Source organism: Pseudoruegeria sp. SHC-113, from assembly GCF_025376885.1.
Classification (GTDB): Bacteria; Pseudomonadota; Alphaproteobacteria; order Rhodobacterales; family Rhodobacteraceae; genus Pseudoruegeria.
The window spans coordinates 2,651,534-2,670,247 of the sequence record NZ_JAHUBR010000001.1; the positions used below are offsets into that span (position 1 = coordinate 2,651,534).

General features: G+C 65.3%; 17 protein-coding genes. 9 read left to right on the plus strand and 8 right to left on the minus strand.

The genetic code is table 11. The annotated features are described in order from the left end of the window. Window positions 1-131 precede the first annotated feature (131 nt). From KVX96_RS13045 to KVX96_RS13055, 3 genes are all read right to left on the minus strand, one after another. A complete protein-coding gene (locus KVX96_RS13045) occupies window positions 132-1,475 on the minus strand; it encodes an 8-oxoguanine deaminase (RefSeq protein WP_261194941.1) in 1,344 nt (447 codons plus the stop codon). 125 nt (window positions 1,476-1,600) lie between these two features. Further along, the gene (hisN, locus tag KVX96_RS13050) at window positions 1,601-2,413 is read right to left on the minus strand and encodes a histidinol-phosphatase (RefSeq protein ID WP_261194942.1); all 813 of its coding nucleotides are present in this window, start codon (window positions 2,411-2,413) and stop codon (window positions 1,601-1,603) included. Between the two features lie 154 nt (window positions 2,414-2,567). Continuing rightward, entirely contained in the window at window positions 2,568-2,942 is a 375-nt protein-coding gene (locus KVX96_RS13055) for a helix-turn-helix domain-containing protein (protein ID WP_261194943.1), read from the minus strand. 286 nt (window positions 2,943-3,228) lie between these two features. Between KVX96_RS13055 and KVX96_RS13060 the strand changes: the two genes are divergently transcribed. Both KVX96_RS13060 and KVX96_RS13065 read left to right on the plus strand, forming a co-directional pair. Further along, window positions 3,229-4,191 carry an NADPH:quinone oxidoreductase family protein gene (locus tag KVX96_RS13060; protein ID WP_261194944.1) on the plus strand — a complete coding sequence of 321 codons (963 nt, stop codon included), beginning with the start codon at window positions 3,229-3,231 and terminating at the stop codon, window positions 4,189-4,191. A 94-nt stretch (window positions 4,192-4,285) separates the two neighbouring features. After that, window positions 4,286-4,771: a DUF4177 domain-containing protein gene (locus KVX96_RS13065; RefSeq protein ID WP_261194945.1), complete on the plus strand. Its 486-nt coding sequence runs from the start codon at window positions 4,286-4,288 to the stop codon at window positions 4,769-4,771. A gap of 13 nt (window positions 4,772-4,784) precedes the next feature. Here the strand turns inward: KVX96_RS13065 and KVX96_RS13070 are convergent, their stop codons facing one another. Next, entirely contained in the window at window positions 4,785-5,039 is a 255-nt protein-coding gene (locus KVX96_RS13070) for a BolA family protein (protein ID WP_261194946.1), read from the minus strand. A 75-nt stretch (window positions 5,040-5,114) separates the two neighbouring features. Here KVX96_RS13070 and KVX96_RS13075 point away from each other — a divergent pair, with 75 nt between their 5' ends. The 6 genes from KVX96_RS13075 (at window position 5,115) to KVX96_RS13100 (ending at window position 11,762) form a co-directional block, all read left to right on the plus strand. Beyond that, window positions 5,115-5,744: a J domain-containing protein gene (locus tag KVX96_RS13075; RefSeq protein WP_261194947.1), complete on the plus strand. Its 630-nt coding sequence runs from the start codon at window positions 5,115-5,117 to the stop codon at window positions 5,742-5,744. 181 nt (window positions 5,745-5,925) lie between these two features. Next, entirely contained in the window at window positions 5,926-6,912 is a 987-nt protein-coding gene (gene cobS / locus KVX96_RS13080) for a cobaltochelatase subunit CobS (RefSeq protein WP_261194948.1), read from the plus strand. A 199-nt stretch (window positions 6,913-7,111) separates the two neighbouring features. After that, a complete protein-coding gene (locus tag KVX96_RS13085) occupies window positions 7,112-7,507 on the plus strand; it encodes a hypothetical protein (RefSeq protein WP_261194949.1) in 396 nt (131 codons plus the stop codon). Window positions 7,508-7,609: 102 nt separating this feature from the next. Then, window positions 7,610-9,484, plus strand: a complete 1,875-nt coding sequence (cobT, locus tag KVX96_RS13090) for a cobaltochelatase subunit CobT (RefSeq protein ID WP_261194950.1) — start codon at window positions 7,610-7,612, stop codon at window positions 9,482-9,484. Window positions 9,485-9,555: 71 nt separating this feature from the next. Continuing rightward, window positions 9,556-11,352, plus strand: a complete 1,797-nt coding sequence (locus KVX96_RS13095; protein ID WP_261194951.1) for an aminopeptidase P family protein — start codon at window positions 9,556-9,558, stop codon at window positions 11,350-11,352. Window positions 11,353-11,420: 68 nt separating this feature from the next. Then, on the plus strand, window positions 11,421-11,762 hold the full coding sequence (locus KVX96_RS13100; protein ID WP_261194952.1) for a DUF427 domain-containing protein: 342 nt from the start codon (window positions 11,421-11,423) through the stop codon (window positions 11,760-11,762). A 63-nt stretch (window positions 11,763-11,825) separates the two neighbouring features. On the opposite strand, the gene KVX96_RS13105 is transcribed toward KVX96_RS13100, so the two are convergent. Beyond that, the gene (locus KVX96_RS13105) at window positions 11,826-13,514 is read right to left on the minus strand and encodes a chloride channel protein (protein ID WP_261194953.1); all 1,689 of its coding nucleotides are present in this window, start codon (window positions 13,512-13,514) and stop codon (window positions 11,826-11,828) included. Between the two features lie 102 nt (window positions 13,515-13,616). Between KVX96_RS13105 and KVX96_RS13110 the strand changes: the two genes are divergently transcribed. Then, window positions 13,617-14,990, plus strand: coding sequence for an FAD-binding oxidoreductase (locus KVX96_RS13110; RefSeq protein ID WP_261194955.1), 1,374 nt, complete (start codon window positions 13,617-13,619; stop codon window positions 14,988-14,990). Window positions 14,991-15,141: 151 nt separating this feature from the next. Here the strand turns inward: KVX96_RS13110 and recN are convergent, their stop codons facing one another. From recN to lpxC, 3 genes are all read right to left on the minus strand, one after another. Continuing rightward, window positions 15,142-16,794 (minus strand): DNA repair protein RecN, encoded by a 1,653-nt coding sequence (recN, locus tag KVX96_RS13115; RefSeq protein WP_261194956.1) that lies wholly within the window; start codon window positions 16,792-16,794, stop codon window positions 15,142-15,144. A gap of 22 nt (window positions 16,795-16,816) precedes the next feature. Further along, window positions 16,817-17,674 carry an outer membrane protein assembly factor BamD gene (locus KVX96_RS13120; protein WP_261194957.1) on the minus strand — a complete coding sequence of 286 codons (858 nt, stop codon included), beginning with the start codon at window positions 17,672-17,674 and terminating at the stop codon, window positions 16,817-16,819. A gap of 115 nt (window positions 17,675-17,789) precedes the next feature. Then, on the minus strand, window positions 17,790-18,707 hold the full coding sequence (gene lpxC / locus KVX96_RS13125; protein ID WP_261195457.1) for a UDP-3-O-acyl-N-acetylglucosamine deacetylase: 918 nt from the start codon (window positions 18,705-18,707) through the stop codon (window positions 17,790-17,792). Between the last annotated feature and the right edge of the window lie 7 nt (window positions 18,708-18,714).

Here is an 18,714-nt window from a genome sequence, read left to right on the forward strand (position 1 = left end):
GAGCGGGGCTGGCTGCCCCGCACCCCGCGGATATTTTTGCCAAGATGATGGGGGCAAAAAACGGCGCCCCACTTTGTTCCCCAAATATCTCGGGGGAGTCGCGCCGCAAGGCGCGGCGGGGGCAGAGCCCCCTACCCGGCCAGCGCGCACGCAAGCGCGCGTTGGCGCTCCAGAACCATCGGCAGATCCAATGAGGTGACATGGCCTTCGGCGACAACGCGCCGGCCCTGCACGAAGAGATCGCGTACCTTGCTGGGCCCGGCGAGCAGAAGCGCGGCCGGGTCCCAGCTGCCGGCAGCTTCCACACAGCTCAGATCCCAGACAGCAATGTCAGCCTGCGCGCCAAGGGTGAGGCGGCCGCAGTCGGGGCGGCCGAGCACATCGGCACCTCCGCGCGTGGCGATCTCCAGCGCCTCGCGGGCGCTCATGGCATCCGCGCCAAGTGAGACGCGCTGCAGCAGCATGGTCTGGCGGGCTTCGGTAACAAGGTTGGCGACATCATTGCTGGCCGAGCCGTCCACGCCGAGGCCGACCTTCACCGCCGCGTCGCGCATCGCGCGCACCGGGGCGATGCCGGAGCCGAGGCGGCAGTTGGAACAGGGGCAATGAGCGACGCCGGTGCCGGAGCGCGCGAAGAGGTCGATCTCCTGCCCGTCCAGTTTCACGCAATGGGCGTGCCAGACGTCTTCGCCCGTCCAGCCCAGATCTTCGGCATATTGCCCCGGGCGGCAACCGAATTTTTCTAGCGAATAGGCGATATCTTCATCGTTCTCCGCCAGATGGGTGTGCAGCATCACCCCCTTGTCGCGCGCCAGCAGGGCGGCCTCGCGCATCAGATCGCGGCTCACCGAGAAGGGCGAACAGGGTGCGAGCCCGACGCGCACCATCGCGCCGTCGCGCGGGTCGTGGAAAGCGTCCACCACGCGGATGCTATCGGCCAGGATGGCGTCCTCGCGTTCCACGAGGCTGTCGGGCGGCAGGCCGCCGTCGCTTTCGCCGATCGACATCGCGCCGCGCGTGGCGTGAAAGCGCAGGCCGATCTCCTGCGCTGCCGCGATGGTGTCATCGAGCCGCGCGCCGTTGGGGTAGAGGTAGAGGTGATCAGACGTCATCGTGCAGCCCGAGAGCGCCAGTTCGGCGAGGCCGGTGAGGGCTGAGACATACATGTGCTCCGGCCCGAAGCGCGCCCAGATCGGGTAGAGCCGTTGAAGCCAACCAAAAAGCAGTGCGTTCTGCGCGCCGGGCACGGCGCGGGTAAGGCTTTGGTAGAGGTGGTGATGGGTGTTCACGAGCCCGGGTGTCACGAGGCAGCCCGCAGCCTCCAGCACCTCGGCATCTTGCGCCACGAGCCCTTGCCCCACGGCGGCGATCTTGCCGCCTTCGATCAGGACATCGGCACCGCGCAGCTCGCGGCGGTCATCATCCATGGTGAGGATAGCATCGGCGTTGCGGATCAGGGTGCGATGGGCGGGCATGGGGGCTCCTTCAGCGTTACGCCGCCTTCGGTGCATGTTGGATGCCCGCGTGCCGGCAGAAAGCGGTGAAGGACCCGGCAAGCGCGGGGGCACCCTAGCCCTTTGCGCCGCCTCAAGGCAAGGCGCTAGCCGTCAAGAAATCTCGAAAGCACCTGCAGGGCTTCGGCGTGAAGTTCGGCACTCCCGGCCGCAAGCACCCGACCGCCTTCGTGCGCCGGGCCGCCGGCCCAGTCGGTGACGATGCCGCCCGCCGCTTCGATCACAGCAATCGGGGCTTGAATGTCATAGGCGTTGAGCCCGGCTTCGATCACCAGATCCACCTGCCCCGCCGCCAAGAGCGCGTAGGCATAGCAATCCATGCCGTAACGGGTCAGGCGGCAGCGGCTGGCGACCGCTTCAAACCCCGCCCGCTCCTGCGCGGAGCCTACTTCGGGAAAGGTGGTGAAGATCGTGGCCTGCGCCAGTGCGCGGCCCCCGCGTGCGGCGAGCGGGCCCTTCCCCTGCGGCCCTGTCACTTCTGCAAGGCCGAAGCCCCCGGTGAAACGTTCACCGATGAAGGGCTGATCGATGATCCCGAAGGCAGGGCCGGTTTCATCCCCCACCGCGATCAGCACGCCCCAAGTTGGCGTGCCCGAGATGAAGCCGCGAGTGCCGTCGATCGGATCGAGCACCCATGTCAGCCCGCTGCTGCCTTCTGAGGCGCCGTATTCCTCGCCAAGAATGCCATCCTGCGGACGCTGCTCGGCCAGCACCGCGCGCATGGCGCGTTCGGCGGCGCGGTCGGCTTCCGTCACCGGATCGTAGCCACCGGCCTCCTTGTTGTCGGCGGCCAGCCCCGGCGCGCGGAAATGCGGCAGGATCGCCTGACGCGCCGCATCGGCCATGGCGTTTGCGGTGGCAATCAGAGCGGTTCGGGTGTCGGGATCGGGTGTAAACATGAAAAAACCTGCGCCAGTGATGGCGCAGGCGGTAGCGCGGCAACGCGCGCCGGGTCAAGGCTTAGTCATCGGTATCAGGCTTCGGCGGCCGTTGTGCAGGACCGCGTCCCCTCTTGGGCGGCTCGGGATCCGTGCCCGCCGCAGCCGGATCCAGCTAAGCGGCGTCGCTCAGGACGCGGGCCAGATCGAACAGGCGGCGGCGCTGGTTTTCCGGGATCGCATAATAGGAGCGCACCAGTTCGAGCGCTTCCTTGTCGGCCAGAATATCCCCCTGCACGGAAGATTTGGCCGCGTGATCCTCGGCACCTTCGCCTTCGTAGCCCTCGAAGAAGAAGCTCACCGGCACCTCGAGCGTTTCAGCGATGTCCCAAAGGCGGGAGGCGCTGACCCGGTTCATGCCCGTTTCATATTTCTGGATCTGCTGGAACTTGATCCCAACATTCTCTGCAAGCTGTTGCTGCGTCATCCCCACCATCCAACGACGGTGGCGGATGCGCTTGCCAACATGCACATCTACCGGATGTTTCATTTTCTAGTCCTGTTTCTGACACGAGTGTGCTTTTTGAGTGGAGGAACCCCTCGCCAGGGGCCCTTGTGCCGCCTGCGCCTGCGCCGTTCTGCCATCCCCTGCGAAAACGGGCCAACGTGGCCAACGTTCAAAGCTTACCCCGGAAAGGGAACAATTACACTGAAAAACTATCCTAGCGTGCGCGAAAGTTAACGCGCGGTAATATGACACCCTAGGGGACGCTGGGTCACGGTGATTACGAAAAAGTGATGTGTTATCAGCCGATAGCCAATCGCAGGAGAGTCGCATGTTGTCATTTCAGGTTGCCGAACCCGGGAAAACCGCCCTCGCGGAGCAGGAGGTGCCTATGCCGGGCGCGGGCGAGGTTCTCCTGAAGGTTGCAGCCTGCGCGCTGAACTTCGCGGATCTGCTCATGATCAAGGGCAGTTATCAAGATACCCCACCCCTGCCTTTCACGCCAGGGATGGAAGTGGCCGGCACGGTGGAGGCGCTCGGCCTCGGTGTGGACAACCTGCCGCTGGGCGCGCGCGTGGCCTGTTTTCCGGGGCGCGGGGGGCTCGCGCAGTATGCCTGCGTGCCCGCAAGCCTTTGCGTGCCCCTGCCCGACCCGATGCCCTTTGACGAGGCGGCGGCCTTTCAGGTCGCGTATGGCACCTCGCACCTTGCGCTTGGCCACCGCGCGCGCCTGCAACCGGGCGAGACGCTGCTTGTCACTGGCGCGGCCGGGGGCGTGGGGCTGACGGCCATCGAGATCGGCAAGCTGATGGGCGCGCGGGTGATCGCCAGCGCGCGGGGGCCTGAGAAGCTTGCCATCGCGAAGGCCGCAGGGGCCGATCACTTGATCGATTCTGACAGCGGCGATCTGCGGGCCGAAGTGAAGGCGCTCGGCGGGGCGGATGTGGTCTATGAAGCCGTGGGCGGGCAGACCTTCACCGACGCCCTGCGCGCCTGCAACCCGGAGGCACGGATGATCCCCATCGGCTTTGCCGGAGGCGAGGTGCCGCAGATCCCGGCCAACCACCTGCTGGTGAAGAACATCACGGTGATCGGCCTGTACTGGGGTGGCTATCTGAAATTCAACCCGGCGGCGCTGACGGAAAGCCTCGCCGAGTTGTTCGGCTGGTATGAAGCCGGCAAGCTCAAGCCCCATGTCAGCCACCGTCTGCCGCTGACCCGCGCCGACGAAGCGCTGGAGCTTCTGCGCAGCCGGGTCTCTACGGGCAAGGTCGTCGTCGAGCCCTGGGCGTGAGACCGCCGGGCCCTGCTTCACACAATCTCAACGATTTGGACGCCGCTGCGCGAATCGGATAGGGTCGGGCGTCGCGAGAGGAAGGACACCCCGAATGCCCCAGTATGAATATAAGGTCGTGCCCGCGCCGCAGCGTGGTGAGAAGGCCAAGGGCCTGAAAACCGCAGGCGAGCGCTTTGCCCATGCGCTGATGGGCGTGATGAACGATCTGGGCCGCGATGGCTGGGAATACCTTCGCGCCGATACGCTGCCTTGCGAGGAGCGCTCGGGCCTGACGGGAAAATCGACCACCTATCAGAACATGCTTGTCTTCCGCCGCGAAGTGGCCGCGACGGCCCTCATCGAGCCGCCGAAGGCGCTGGAAGCGCCGAAAGTGTCTGACAGTGTGCCAGAACCGGCCAATGATGCCGGTGCCGCCGAGGTTGACGACGCCGCCGAGACAGAGACGCAAGAGGCCCCGCCCCTCGCCGCGCAGACGCCCGAAGCCCTCTCGGCCTCGCTGTCGCCCAAGATCGCCTCGGTGAACAGGCCGCAGGAAGGCAAGGCGCCCAAGGTGGGGCCCGCCGCCAACAAGAGCTGACGGCGGCTTTCCCCTACACCATTTCGATGGCCAAAGCGTGAATCCGCCCGATCAACTCGGGCCCGATCGCGCCATGCACCGCCCTGTGGCGGGCAATCCGTGTGGCCCCGCTCACGGCATCTGAACTGATGCGCACGCGGAAATGGCTCTGCCCGCCCTCCTGATAGCCCGCGTGGCCGCGGTGCTGCTCGCTTTCATCGATCACCTCAAGGGTGGCCGGGCTGAAGGCACTGGCAAGTTTGCCGTGAATTTCGTCTGCGACTGTCATTTTTTCGGTGTTTTCCTCTTCCGCTCGCGCGTCAAAACACTAAACTGCCTGCCTCGTATAGAAAAGGTGTGGGCAATGAGCAAAAGCGACCCCTTCGGATTCGACATGTCGGTCTCTTCGGACAAGAAGAAAAGAACCCGCGGCAAGCGCGGCATGTCCGGTGCCTTCGAGACCTCGACCCGGAAGTGTGAGCACCCTGGTTGCGAGGAAGTGGGCCAGTATCGCGCGCCCCGCTCCCCGGACAACCTCGATGAGTACCTGTGGTTCTGCAAGGATCATGTGCGCGAATATAACCAGAAATGGAGCTTCTTTGACGGCGCGACCGAAGCCGAGATGGAAGCCCAGTTCAGCAAGGATCGCGTCTGGGAGCGGGAAACCAAACCCTTCAAGAAGAGCGTGGAAGAACAGGCCTGGGAGCGGCTCGGCATCAGCGACGCCCATGAGGTGCTCGGCGGCAACGCCACGCGCAACCCGGGCCGCAACGCCGCGGGCGGCGGGCGTAAGCTGCCCCCCACCGAGCGCCGCGCGATCGAGATTCTCGAAGCCAAGGACACGATGACGAAGGCCGAGGTGCGCAAGCAGTACAAGGCGCTCATCAAGGTGCTCCACCCCGATATGAACGGTGGGGACCGCAGCCAGGAAGAACAGCTGCAGGAGGTCGTCTGGGCCTGGGATCAGATCAAGGACAGCCGCAACTTCAAGTAAGCCCTGCAGGCTGGCATTCCCTTTGAAAGGCGGCTTTCGGGCCGCCTTTTTTCATTTCCAGCACGCCTGCGCGATGCTTTGCCACTTGGCCTTGCGCCCGCGCCGGATATGTTGCACCACATGCAGGCTGCCCGCGCGCGATCTGGCGCATGGGCTGGCAAGACAGAGCGTAGGTTAGGCAATGGCGGACGGCACGATGGATTTGAATGAGAAACCGACCGAGGAAATTTCGGTCCGCGATGTTTTCGGTATCGACACCGACATGGTCGTGAAGGGGTTTGCCGAAGCGTCTGACCGCGTACCGGATCTTGATCCGACCTACAAATTCGATCCCGACACCACGCTCGCCATCCTCGCCGGCTTCAGCCACAACCGCCGCGTGATGATCCAGGGCTACCACGGCACCGGTAAATCGACCCACATCGAACAAGTCGCCGCGCGCCTGAACTGGCCCGCCGTGCGCGTGAACCTCGACAGCCACATCAGCCGGATCGACCTCATCGGCAAGGACGCGATCAAGCTGAAGGACGGCAAGCAGGTCACCGAGTTTCAGGAGGGCATCCTGCCCTGGGCCCTGCGCAACCGCTGCGCCATCGTGTTTGATGAATATGACGCCGGCCGCGCGGATGTGATGTTCGTGATCCAGCGCGTGTTGGAGACCGACGGCAAGCTCACGCTGCTCGATCAGAACCAGGTGATCAAGCCGCACCCCTATTTCCGCATTTTCGCCACCGCCAACACCGTTGGCCTCGGCGACACCACGGGCCTCTACCACGGCACCCAGCAGATCAACCAGGGCCAGATGGACCGCTGGAGCCTGGTGGCAACGCTGAACTACCTCAGCCACGATGCCGAAACCGCCATCGTGATCGCCAAGAACCCGACCTACAACACCGAGAGCGGCCGCCGCACCATCAGCCAGATGGTCACCGTCGCCGATCTGACGCGCACCGCCTTCATGAACGGCGATCTCTCCACCGTGATGAGCCCGCGCACCGTGATCGCATGGGCTCAGAACGCGCAGATCTTCCGCAACGTGGGCTACGCCTTCCGCCTGAGCTTCCTGAACAAATGCGACGAGCTGGAACGCCAGACCGTGGCCGAGTTCTACCAGCGCTGCTTCGACGAGGAACTGCCCGAAAGCGCGGCCAGCATGAGCCTGCGTTAAGCGGCAGAGCCTGCAAAAAACATTGGAAACGGGGCCCTTGATGGGCCCCTTTTCTTTTGCATCTTGGCCGCGAGAAAGCGACTTGCCTTGTGCCAGACGGCATCTAACGCACAAGACTTGGGCGCATCTCCCGAAATTTCAGCCAAAGTTTTCACAATGCCCGATTGGCAGGCGCAAATTTCACGCCTAGGCTCAAATCATGGGCATTGTGCGAACACTCACCTTTTCGGCCCTTCTCGGCCTGCTGGCCCCTGCCCCTCCGGCACCGGCCTTTCAGGCCACGCCCGATCAACAGCTGCGCTTCTTTGCCACCTGCGCCGGGCGGTTGTCAGCCCAGATGGAACACCAGTGGATGTTTGACGGCGCGGCGTCCGAGATCACCATGGCCCACCGCGACAGCGTGATCGACATACTGGAGGCGCTCATGCCGCCCGATCGCGGGCGGGACGTGCTGGCGATGCGGATCGAGGCCAAGATGGCCCATGCCGCTCTGCTGACCCGCGCCACCTTCAACGAGGACACCGAGGATGCCGCCTGGGCGATGTCCACGGCGCTGCGGCTGGCCGCCGATTGCGAGGCGCTCCTGCTCAGCTGAGCACGGCCACTTCGCCCCCAAAATCCTGCCCCGCGCCACTGGCCATTGCTGAAAAATCCACCTAGGTTGCATGCGGCAAGACAAAGCGAAGGCGCAGGCCCGATGACGACATCCGACAACCCGGCAGATCCGTTCAAGAAGGCGCTCGCGGAGGCCACCAAGGTGATGGCCGACGATCCCGATCTCTCGGTCAGCTATTCGGTGGATCCGCCCGGCCAAACCGGCGATTCCGTGCGCCTGCCGCAGGTCTCGCGCCGGATGACCCGGCAGGAGGTCATGCTCGCGCGCGGCACCGCCGATGCGCTGGCGCTGCGCCACAAGTTTCACGATGCCGCCACCCACGGCCGTTTCATGCCCGAAGGCCAGATGGCGCGCGATCTCTACAACGCGATGGAGAACGCCCGCTGCGAGGCGGTGGGCGCGCGGGCCATGCCCGGCACGCTCACCAACATCGACGCGCAGATCGCCAATGAGGCCGAGCGCAAGGGCTACGGGCAGGCCAAGTCGCAATCCGACGCGCCCCTGCCGGTGGCCGCGGGCTACCTGATCCGCCACCTCGCCACGGGCCGCGCCCTGCCCGAAGGCGCGCAGAACGTGATGGACATCTGGCGCGGCTATATCGAACAGCAGGCTGGCGGCACGCTTGATAATCTGGAGAAGGCGCTGAAAGATCAGGCAAATTTCGCCCGCTTTGCGCGCCAGATCATCAGCGATCTGGGCTATGGCGATCAGCTTGGCGAAGATCCGGATGGCGAGGACGACGACGCAGGCGATGATGCCGAGCAGCAGCCCGAGGAGCAGGAAAACCCTGACAGCCAGGGTCAGGACGACAGCGACACCGACGAGGCCGAGGCCAGCCCCGAGCAGAGCCAGGATCAGCAGCAGGATGCCGCCGAGGCGCAGGTCTCGATGGATGATCTGGCCGATATGGAGCTGGGCGACGAGGCCGAAATGCCCGAAGGCGATGCCCCGATGGAGCCGCCGCCTCCGGCCCCGATCTCGGACGCTGACCCGAACTACGAGGTCTATGACACGGAATTCGACGAGGAAATCCGCGCGGAGGATCTGGCCGAACCGCAGGAGCTTGAACGCCTGCGCGCCTATCTGGATCAGCAGTTGGAACCGCTGAAAGGCGCGGTTTCGCGGCTCGCCAACAAGCTGCAGCGCCGTCTGCAGGCGCAACAGAACCGCAGCTGGGAGTTCGACAAGGAAGAAGGCGTGCTGGACGCAGGCCGCCTTGCGCGCGTCGTCGCCAACCCGACAACGCCGCTCTCCTTCAAGGTCGAGAAGGACATGGAGTTCCGCGACACCGTTGTGACGCTGCTCTTGGACAACTCCGGCTCCATGCGCGGCCGCCCGATCTCCATCGCCGCGATCTGCGCCGATGTTCTGGCCCGCACGCTGGAGCGCTGCCAGGTGAAGGTGGAAATTCTCGGCTTCACCACGCGGGCGTGGAAAGGCGGGCAGAGCCGCGAGAAATGGCTCGCCGATGGCCGCCCGCAGCAGCCCGGCCGCCTCAACGATCTACGCCACATCATCTACAAGCAGGCCGACGCCCCGATGCGCCGTACGCGCCCCAATCTGGGGCTGATGATGAAAGAGGGCTTGCTGAAAGAGAACATCGACGGCGAGGCGCTCGAATGGGCGCACCGCCGCATGGTGGGCCGCCCCGAGGCACGCAAGATCCTCATGGTGATCAGCGACGGGGCCCCGGTGGATGACTCAACTTTGTCGGTCAACCCTGCGAATTACCTCGAAAAACACCTGCGCGACGTGATCGCCATGGTGGAGAAGAAGAAACAGGTGGAGCTTCTGGCCATCGGCATCGGCCACGACGTGACGCGCTACTACCAACGCGCCGTGACGATTACAGATGTCGAACAATTGGCCGGCGCGATGACAGAACAGCTCGCCGCTCTCTTTGACAGCGATCCCCGCGCCCGTGCCAAGGTGATGGGCCTGAAACGCGCGAGCTGATCGCGCGCCGTGCCGGGCCGCCCCATGGCCCGGCGCTCCCTCATTTCCGACATCGCGAAGGACCAACGGCCATGTTCCAGACCTTCACCGCCACCTCCCGCCCCGAGCAAGGCCCGCCGCGCCTTGCCCGCCTGCGCGCCGAACTGGCCGCTGAGGGGCTTACCGGCTTCCTCGTGCCGCGCGCCGACGTGCATCAGGGCGAATACGTCGCCCCCTGCGATGAGCGGCTGTCCTGGCTCACCGGTTTCACCGGCTCGGCCGGCTTCTGCATTGCGCTTACGGATGTGGCTGGCGTGTTCATCGATGGCCGCTACCGGGTGCAGGTGCGCCAGCAGGTTGATACCCAAGCCTTCACGCCCGTGCCTTGGCCCGAAACCCAGCCCGGCCCCTGGCTGGCCGAGCAGCTGCCGGATGGCGGGCGCGTCGGCTTTGACCCCTGGCTGCACACCGCTGGCGAGATCGCGGCGATCGAAGCCGATCTGGACGGCACCGGCATCAGCCTCGTGCCCTGCCGCAATCTGGTGGACGCGATCTGGGAGGGCCGCCCGGCGCGCCCGCAAGGCAAAGCCTTCGCGCAGCCGCTTGAAAACGCTGGCGAAACCGCCGAAAGCAAATGTGAACGCCTTGCCGAGGGCCTGCTGAAAGCCGGGCAGAAATCCGCGCTGATCACCCTGCCGGATTCGCTCTGCTGGCTCTTGAACATCCGCGGCAGCGACATCCCCCGCAATCCCATCGCGCAGGGCTTCTGCGTGCTGTTTTCCGACGGCCGCGTCGCCCTCTTCATGGATCCCGAAAAGCTCGTGGATCTCGCCGATCTCTTCGGACCCCTCGTGACCTGCTACCCGCAGGACGCCTTCGCCCCCTTCCTCGCAAATCTCACCGGCCCCGTGCGCGTGGACAAAGCCTCCGCGCCACTGGAAGTCAGCCGCATTCTTGCCGACGCCGGGGTGGAGATCGTCTACGAGACAGACCCCTGCATCCTGCCCAAGGCCTGCAAGAACGACGCCGAGATCGCAGGCACGCGCGAAGCCCATCTGCGCGACGCGGTGGCCATGGTGCGCTTCCTCGCGTGGCTCGATGCGGAGGCGCCAAAGGGCGGGCTCAGCGAGATCGACGTTGTGCAAAAGCTCGAAGCCTTCCGCCGCGCCGACAACGCCCTGCGCGAGATCAGCTTTGAAACCATCGCCGGTGCGGGGCCGAACGGGGCCATCATGCATTACCGCGTGACGGAGGGCTCCAACCGCGCCATCACGCCCGGCGACATGCTGGTGCTGGATTCCGGCGGCCAATATGTGGACGGCACCACAGACATCACCCGCACCATCGCGACAGGCCCGGTGACGGAAGAGCAAAAAGCCTGCTTTACCCGCGTATTGCAGGGCATGATTGCCATCTCCCGCGTGCGGTTTCCGCGCGGGCTCGCGGGCCGCGATCTGGATCCGCTGGCGCGCTATCCGCTCTGGCTGGCGGGGCAGGATTTCGATCACGGCACCGGCCACGGCGTGGGCGTATACCTGAGCGTGCACGAAGGCCCGCAGCGCATTTCGCGCATCAGCCATGTGAAGCTTGAGCCGGGGATGATCCTCTCCAACGAGCCGGGTTATTACCGCGAGGGCGCTTTCGGCATCCGCATCGAGAACCTGATCGTGGTGCAGGAGGCCGAGGCCCTTGGCGACGGGCGCGACATGCTCGATTTCGAGACCCTCACCTGGGTGCCGATCGACAGGCGGCCGGTGGCGGCCGGAATGCTGAGCGGTGACGAACGCGCCTGGCTCAACGCCTATCATGCCGAAATCCTCGCGCGGCTAGCGCCCAGGTTGGAACCGGACGCAGCGGAATGGCTCGCCAAGGCCTGTGCGCCCATCTGACGCTTACGGAAGCGGCGAAACCCCACTAACCTGTGGCCAAACCGATTCCCCTATCAAAAGGAAACACCATGGCCGACTACATCACCATCGCCCCGGTGCCGGGCACCTGGGTCGTTCGGGCCGGTGGCGCGGTTCTGGCCGAAACCATCGGCGCGCTGGAACTGAAGGAAGGCGATTACCCGCCGGTGATCTACTTCCCGCGCGATGACATCGCGATGGCCTTTCTGGAAAAGACCGATAAAACAACAGTCTGCCCGCATAAGGGCACGGCGAGCTACTACGCGATCCACGCCAAGAGCGGCATCATCGAAGAGGCCGGCTGGAGCTATGAGGATCCGAAGCCCGAGGTGGAAGCGATCCGCGAATACCTCGCCTTCTACCCAAACAAGGTCACCGTTGAGCAGCTCTGAGCTGCCTCTTCGCCTCCGGAAAAAGCACCCGCCCCGTTCACCACGCGGCGGGTGTTTTTCTGGTTAGGAGTGCTCTTCTGCCGCCGTGGCCGCAAGCGCGCGGTTGAAGACCCGCAGGGCGTCCACATGGAAGAGCGCGCCCAGCAGTTCGGGCGGCTGGCCCTCTCCACGCAGCTTCACGATGGGGATGAAGCCCACGCGGGTGGCCTCGAAGATCGGCATGGCGGCCTCCAGCGTGGCGCTTTCGTTGAGGTAGGTGCCCTGCTCTACCAGATCCCAGCATTTGTCTTCCGGCGCGGCGGAGTCCGCCCCCTTGGGCCGCATCAGCTTGCCCACGCCGAAGGTGGCGAGCAGATAGGCCTGCGGCCCCGCCGCCAGATGCACGCCGCGATTTTCCAGCTGGGTGAGGAAGAAGGAGCGCGCCACGAGGCGGCTTGCAAGCGCGGTGGAGAGCGACACGGCGACCATCACCGCAAGGCCCGTCTGCCAATCACCGGTCAGCTCGAAGACAATGAGCGTGGTGGAAATCGGCGCGCCCAGCACCGCCGCGGCCACCGCCCCCATGCCCGCGAGCGCGTAGATCGTTTCGGAGCCGGAGACGTCGGGCAGGATCCCCGTGGCGACGATGCCGAAGGCGAGCCCCGTCAGCGCGCCGATCATCAGCGAAGGGGAAAACACCCCGCCGCCCATGCGCCCGGCCATGGTGATCGAGACGGCGGCCGTCTTGACCACGGCGAAGACGACAGCACTGCCCAAGAGCAGATTGCCAGAGAGCGCGGCGACGGTCGTCTCATAGCCGACGCCGATGATATGGGGAAACCAGATGGCAATCGCGCCGAGCATGGCGCCAGAGAGCGCCGGGCGGCAAAAGTTGGGTATGTGCAAGCGTGCCTGCAGGGAACTGCCCAGATCATCCGCGAAAAAGATCGATTTCATCAAGGCGACCGCCACAAGTCCGCTTACCAATCCGAGGATCAGGAAGGCCGGAAGCTCCACGTAGAAGGCCAGCGCGTTGAGCACCGGCAGGTCGAATTCGGTCACATCGCCATAATGCAACCGGCTCACCACGGTGCCCGCCACGGAGGCAATCACGATGGGGGCAAAGGCATGGACAGCGAAGTGGCGGAGCACAACTTCCAACGCGAAGAGCGCGCCAGCGATGGGGGTGTTGAAACTCGCCGAAACGGCAGCAGCCACGGCGCAGCCCAGAAGATCGCGCCCCGTTACGCCATTGGCATGGATGCGGTTGCTCACCCAGGTGGAAATCACGCCCGCAAGGTGCACCACCGGCCCTTCCCGCCCCGTTGAGCCGCCGGTGGAGAGGGTGATCAACGAGGCCAGTGCCGAAGCGATCCCGGCGCGGCGTTCGACGCGCCCATCGTAAAGCGCAGCCCCTTCGATCACATCGGCCACCGAACGCACCCGGCCATCGGAGGTGAACGCGTTGAGAATGATGCCCACGGCCAGCCCGCCAAGGATTGGCACACAGAGCACGATGTACCACGGCAGGCTGCCCACAAGCGTATGAAGCCCGCCCACATCATCGGTGCCGTACACCAGCGTCTGAAGCTCCGCGATGGCGATGCGAAAGCCCACGGCGGCATAGCCCCCCGCGATCCCGACCAAGAGCGCGATGAACCAGAACTGGAACTCCCCCGGCCCCTTGCGGCGCAGCACGGCCCAGCCGTCCCGGCAGGCAATGGCGGCGGCATTCACCTGCCGCGCAATCGGGTTGGCTTCGGGTTCGGCCATGACTGGCGCACCCCTTTCGCTCGCGCGCGCTTGGCTCCGGCTTTCCCTCGCGGCGCGCCTCGCCTAGGGTGCCATCGGACATCACCGCGCAAGGAACGCCCCATGACGATCGAGGCCGCGATCTCCGAACTTTTCCCACTCCTAGGCGATCGCCTGAGCCGATCCAAGGGCGATCTGGCCCAACATGGGCGCAGTGAAACGCATTTTAACAACATGTTACCAGATGCGGTCGCCTATCCGGAAAACACCGGCGAGGTGAGCAAGATTCTGGCGGTCTGCCATGCGCAGGGCTGCCCGGTGGTGGCCTGGGGCACGGGCACCTCGCTGGAAGGTCATGCGCTTGCCTTGCGCGGCGGGATTTCGCTGGATCTGTCGCGGATGAACCGGGTGCTGGCCGTGCACCCTGAGGATATGGATGCGGTGGTGCAGCCCGGCGTCACCCGCGAGGCGCTGAACGCAGAGCTGCGCGCCACGGGGCTGTTCTTCTCGGTCGATCCCGGCGCCAATGCCTCGCTCGGGGGCATGGCCGCGACCCGCGCGTCGGGCACCACGAGCGTGCGCTATGGCACCATGCGCGACAATGTGATCGGGCTCGAGGTGGTGCTGGCGGATGGACGGGTGATCCGCACCGGCACGCGGGCGCGCAAGTCCTCGGCCGGTTACGATCTGACGGGGCTTTTCGTGGGCAGCGAGGGCACGCTGGGCATCATCACCGAGCTGACCCTGCGCCTGCGCGGCCAACCGGAGGCGATTTCCTCCGCAATCTGCGCGTTTGAAAGCGTGGAAGCCGCCGTGGAAACCGTGATCGCCACGATCCAGAGCGGGATTTCCATGGCGCGGATCGAATTCGTGGATTCCGCCACCGCGCGGGCGTTCAACCTTTACGCCGGGCGTGAGATGCCGGAGAAACCGCATCTGCTGGTCGAATTTCACGGCTCGCCAGCCAGCGTGGCGGAGGATGCCGAGCGGCTTGGGGAACTGGTGGCGGAGTTCGGCGGCAGCGATTTTGCTTGGTCCAGCAAGCCTGAAGAACGCAACGCGCTCTGGGCGCTGCGCCACAACGCCTACTACGCCTGCCTCGGCCTGCGTAAGGGGGCGACGGCGCTGGTTACGGATGTCTGCGTGCCGATCTCCCGGCTCGCCGAAGCCGTGGAGGCCACCCGCGCCGATATTGCCGAAAGCCCGCTGGAGGGCCCGATTCTGGGCCATGTGGGGGATGGGAATTTCCACGCCGTGCTGCTGGTGGAGCCCGGCAATGCAACGGAACTGGAAGAGGCCCTGCGGCTCTCGGCCCGGATGACGGAACGCGCGCTGGAGATGGAGGGCACGGTGACGGGGGAGCATGGCGTGGGCGTGGGCAAGCTGGCCTATATGCCGCGCGAGCATGGCGAGGCCTGGGGGGTGATGGGGGACATCAAGGCGGCGCTCGATCCGACGAATATCCTGAACCCCGGTAAACTGGTGCAGCGGAATTAGGCGCGAAGAGGTTGCCCGGGTGGGCAGCCGCATATCGTTCGTCGAGCGCTGGGGAGTTAAAATGCCCGTCGCGCAAGCGGCAGGCCGCGCCCGCCCACCCCCGGGTGGGCGCGTTCCGCACCCACCTGGGCGGCCACTCAACTCTGTTTGATTATCCGGCCAAAAGCGCCTGTGCCGCCGCGCGGGCTTCCGGTGTGATCCGGTCGCCCGAAATCATCCGCGCGATCTCGTCCACGCGCTCATCCGAGGCCAGCGGCACCACTTCAGAGAGCGTCTGCGCGCCCTCGACCGTTTTCTGCACCCGCCAGTGGTGCCCCCCAAGCGCGGCCACCTGCGGCGAGTGGGTGACGACCAGAACCTGCCCTTGCCCCGCCAGCGCAGCAAGACGGCGGCCGACGGCATCAGCGGTTGCCCCGCCCACGCCCCGATCGATCTCGTCAAAGATCATGGTGCGATCGGAGGAGTCCTTCGTCAGGCAGACCTTCAGCGCCAGCAGGAAACGTGAAAGCTCCCCGCCGGAGGCGATCTTGTTCAGCGGCCCCGCAGGCGCGCCGGGGTTGGTGGCCACAACAAAGGCCACCTCGTCCACACCGTCCGGGCCTGCGGAGCCGAGCGTAACTTCGGTGGTGAACACTGCGCGCTCCATCTTGAGCGGGGCGAGTTCCGCCGCCATCGCCGCGTCGAGCGCGCTTGCCGCCTTGCGGCGCAGGCCGGTCAACACCTCGGCGCAGGATGTGTAGTGAAGCTCCGCAGCGACAAGCGCTGCGCGCAGTTTGCCGATGTTCGCACCGCCCTGATCCAGCGCCTCCAGCCGGGCGCGCAGGCCTTCGGCAAACCCACCCAGATCGTCGGGTTGTACGCCGTGCTTGCGAGCAAGGCCGCGGATCGCGAAGAGCCGCTCCTCGACCTGCTCCAGCTCGTAAGGATCAAACGAGAGGCCGTCCAGAAACCCCTCAACGGCCTGCTGCGCCTCGCCCAGTTCCGCCATGGCGCGGCCCAAGGCGGCAAGCGCCTCTTCCAGCCCGCCAGCCGCCTCCCCGGAAGCGCCTTCAAGCCAGCGGCTGGCGTCGTTGAGCATGGATTCCGCGCCCTCGTAGCCAAGGGCGGCATGGGCGCGGGCGATGTCTTCGCGGATCTTCTCGGCGGCCTGCATCTGCCGGCGGCGCACGTCCAGCGTTCCGTCTTCCCCCGGCTCCGGGTTGAGCTTGTCCAATTCGGCCACGGCGTGGCGCAGGAAATCTTCCTCGGCCTGCACCTCGGCCAGTTCGGCTTCCGCCTCCTCCAGCGCCTTGCGTGCGGTCCGCACGGCAGCCCAGGCGGCGCGCACCTCGGCGATCTCGGCTTCGCATTCCGCGTAACGGTCCAGCAGGCCACGATGAGAACGGGCGTTCAGCAGGCCGCGATCATCGTTCTGGCCATGCAGCTCTACCAGCGTTTCGGAGACCTGCCGCAGCACCTCGCCCGAGGCGCGGCGGTCATTGATGAAGGCCGTCTTGCGCCCGTCTTTCGTGTTGGTGCGGCGCAGGATCAGCTCTCCGCCTTCCACCGGCAGCCCCGCCTCTTCCAGAACGGCCAGCGCCGGGTGGCCGGGGGCCAGTTCGAACTCTGCCGTCACCTCGCCCTTCTCGGCCCCAGCGCGCACCAGTTCGGCCCGGCCACGCCAGCCCAGCACGAAGCCAAGCGAATCCAGCAGGATGGATTTCCCTGCCCCGGTTTCACCCGTGAGCACGTTGAGGCCCGGCTGGAAGGCAAGCTCCAGCCGGTCGATGATCAGCATGTCGCGGATATCCAGCGCCCGCAGCATCAGGCCACACCCCTGCCGTCGATCAGAGCCATTCGCCCTTGATCATCTGGCGATAGACCTGCCGCAGCCAGCCGTCGGAGAACAGCCCGGGCTCCACGCCCTGTTGCGTCAGCAGCTTGTAGCCGTCCTCGTACCAATCGGTGGACTGGAAGTTGTAGCCGAGGATCGCGCCCGCCGTCTGGGCTTCCTGCACGAGGCCGAGCGAGAGATAAGCCTCGATCAGGCGATAGAGCGCCTCGGGTGTGTGGGTTGTCGTCTGGAATTGCTCCACGACCACCCGGAAACGGGCGATGGCAGCGGAGTAATGGCCGCGCTTCAGGTAGTAGCGGCCCACTTCCATCTCCTTGGCGGCAAGGTGATCGAAGGCCAGATCGAACTTCAGGATGGCGGAGCGGGCGTATTCGCTGTCCGGATACCGCTCGATCACCGTGCGCAGGGCCTGCAGCGCCTGGAAGGTCAGGCCCTGATCACGGCCGATGGCGTCGATCTGATCGTAGTAGCTGAGCGCCAGAAGATACTGCGCGTAGGCGGCATCCTCGTCCGCCGGGTAGAAATCGATGTAGCGCTGCGCCGAGGAGCGGCTGTTGTCGTAGTCGCGATCCTGATGGTAGGCGAAGGCCTGCATGATCAGCCCGCGCTTGGCCCATTCGGAATAGGGATAGAGCCGCTCGATCTCGCCAAAGAGCACCGCCGCTTCATCAGGGTTGTTTGCGGCAAGCTGGAATTCGGCCTGTTTGAAGATCGTTTCGGCATCGAGGCTTTCGATGGCAACGTCTTCCGTGCCGGAGCCGCCGCCGATGCCAAGGCGGCTGCAGGCCACCAAAAGCGTGACGGATGCGAGAAGAAGAGCTTTTGCTGCCCGAGACCTGACGCGAGTCATGTAGCCCCTATCCTGTAATTCCCTCTGCGGAGGCGGTGTGCCACCCCCTGATTGAGGTTGTTCCTAGCACAGAAAAATGCGGGGCAAAACGCCTTTGCGCGCAAATCTGCGCGGCTCAGGCATGAAGGGGCACGTCGGCCTTATGCACGCCCACGCCCGGCAGCCGCAGCGCCATCTGGGTGTCGCAGGTGACCATCTCGAAAGCGGTGGGATCGGCAAAGAGCTTGCGCAGCAGCTGGTTCGTCATCATGTGCCCTGCGCGGTGGCCCACGTAGCGGCCCAGAAGCGGTGCCCCAGCTAGGGCCAGATCGCCAAGCGCGTCCAGCATCTTGTGGCGCACGGCTTCATCCTTGTGGCGCAGGCCACCCGGTGTGAGCACTTCGGCCCCATCCACCACAACGGCGTTTTCCAGCGAGCCGCCAAGGGCCAGACCATTGGCGCGCATCACCTCGATGTCAGACTGGCGGCAGAAGGTGCGGCTGTCGCTCAACTCGCGCACGAAAGCGCCGTTGGCCATGTTCAGCACCTTGTCCTGACGGCCGATGGCGGCGTCTTCGAAATCGATGTGGAAATCGATCAGGAAGGTCTCGGACGGCTCAAGCCGGGCGAAAGCCTCGCCCTCTCGGTATTCCACCGGCTTCAGAACGCGGATCGCGCGCACCGGTGCATCCAGCTTGCGTACGCCAGCGGCCAGCAGCGCCTGCACGAAATGGGCGGAGCTTCCGTCCATCACCGGCACTTCGGGGCCGTCGATCTCGATCAGGGCGTTCTGGATGCCACAGCCCGCAAGCGCGGCCATGATATGTTCGATGGTTTGCACCGAGGCGCCCGAGGGGCCGTCGATACGGGTGCAGAGGCGTGCCTCGCCGACCGCGTCCCACAGGGCCGGGATCATCGGTTCGAAATCCAGATCAGTGCGCCGGAACCAGATGCCGTATTCGGCCGAGGCCGGATGCACGGTCATGCGAACAGGTGCGCCCGAATGGAGGCCCACACCTTTAAACTGGACAGCGGATTTGATCGTGGTTTGCACGTGGTCA

Bases quoted from the DNA above. Each gene is read 5' to 3' on its own strand.
- cobT (WP_261194950.1), top strand. From the start codon at position 7,610: ATGACGACATCCGACAACCCGGCAGATCCGTTCAAGAAGGCGCTCGCG.
- KVX96_RS13075 (WP_261194947.1), top strand. From the start codon at position 5,115: ATGAGCAAAAGCGACCCCTTCGGATTCGACATGTCGGTCTCTTCGGAC.
- KVX96_RS13095 (WP_261194951.1), top strand. From the start codon at position 9,556: ATGTTCCAGACCTTCACCGCCACCTCCCGCCCCGAGCAAGGCCCGCCG.
- hisN (WP_261194942.1), bottom strand. From the start codon at position 2,413: ATGTTTACACCCGATCCCGACACCCGAACCGCTCTGATTGCCACCGCA.
- cobS (WP_261194948.1), top strand. From the start codon at position 5,926: ATGGCGGACGGCACGATGGATTTGAATGAGAAACCGACCGAGGAAATT.
- KVX96_RS13085 (WP_261194949.1), top strand. From the start codon at position 7,112: ATGGGCATTGTGCGAACACTCACCTTTTCGGCCCTTCTCGGCCTGCTG.
- KVX96_RS13045 (WP_261194941.1), bottom strand. From the start codon at position 1,475: ATGCCCGCCCATCGCACCCTGATCCGCAACGCCGATGCTATCCTCACC.
- KVX96_RS13070 (WP_261194946.1), bottom strand. From the start codon at position 5,039: ATGACAGTCGCAGACGAAATTCACGGCAAACTTGCCAGTGCCTTCAGC.
- recN (WP_261194956.1), bottom strand. From the start codon at position 16,794: ATGCTGCGGGCGCTGGATATCCGCGACATGCTGATCATCGACCGGCTG.
- KVX96_RS13055 (WP_261194943.1), bottom strand. From the start codon at position 2,942: ATGAAACATCCGGTAGATGTGCATGTTGGCAAGCGCATCCGCCACCGT.
- KVX96_RS13120 (WP_261194957.1), bottom strand. From the start codon at position 17,674: ATGACTCGCGTCAGGTCTCGGGCAGCAAAAGCTCTTCTTCTCGCATCC.
- KVX96_RS13060 (WP_261194944.1), top strand. From the start codon at position 3,229: ATGTTGTCATTTCAGGTTGCCGAACCCGGGAAAACCGCCCTCGCGGAG.
- KVX96_RS13105 (WP_261194953.1), bottom strand. From the start codon at position 13,514: ATGGCCGAACCCGAAGCCAACCCGATTGCGCGGCAGGTGAATGCCGCC.
- KVX96_RS13110 (WP_261194955.1), top strand. From the start codon at position 13,617: ATGACGATCGAGGCCGCGATCTCCGAACTTTTCCCACTCCTAGGCGAT.
- KVX96_RS13100 (WP_261194952.1), top strand. From the start codon at position 11,421: ATGGCCGACTACATCACCATCGCCCCGGTGCCGGGCACCTGGGTCGTT.
- KVX96_RS13065 (WP_261194945.1), top strand. From the start codon at position 4,286: ATGCCCCAGTATGAATATAAGGTCGTGCCCGCGCCGCAGCGTGGTGAG.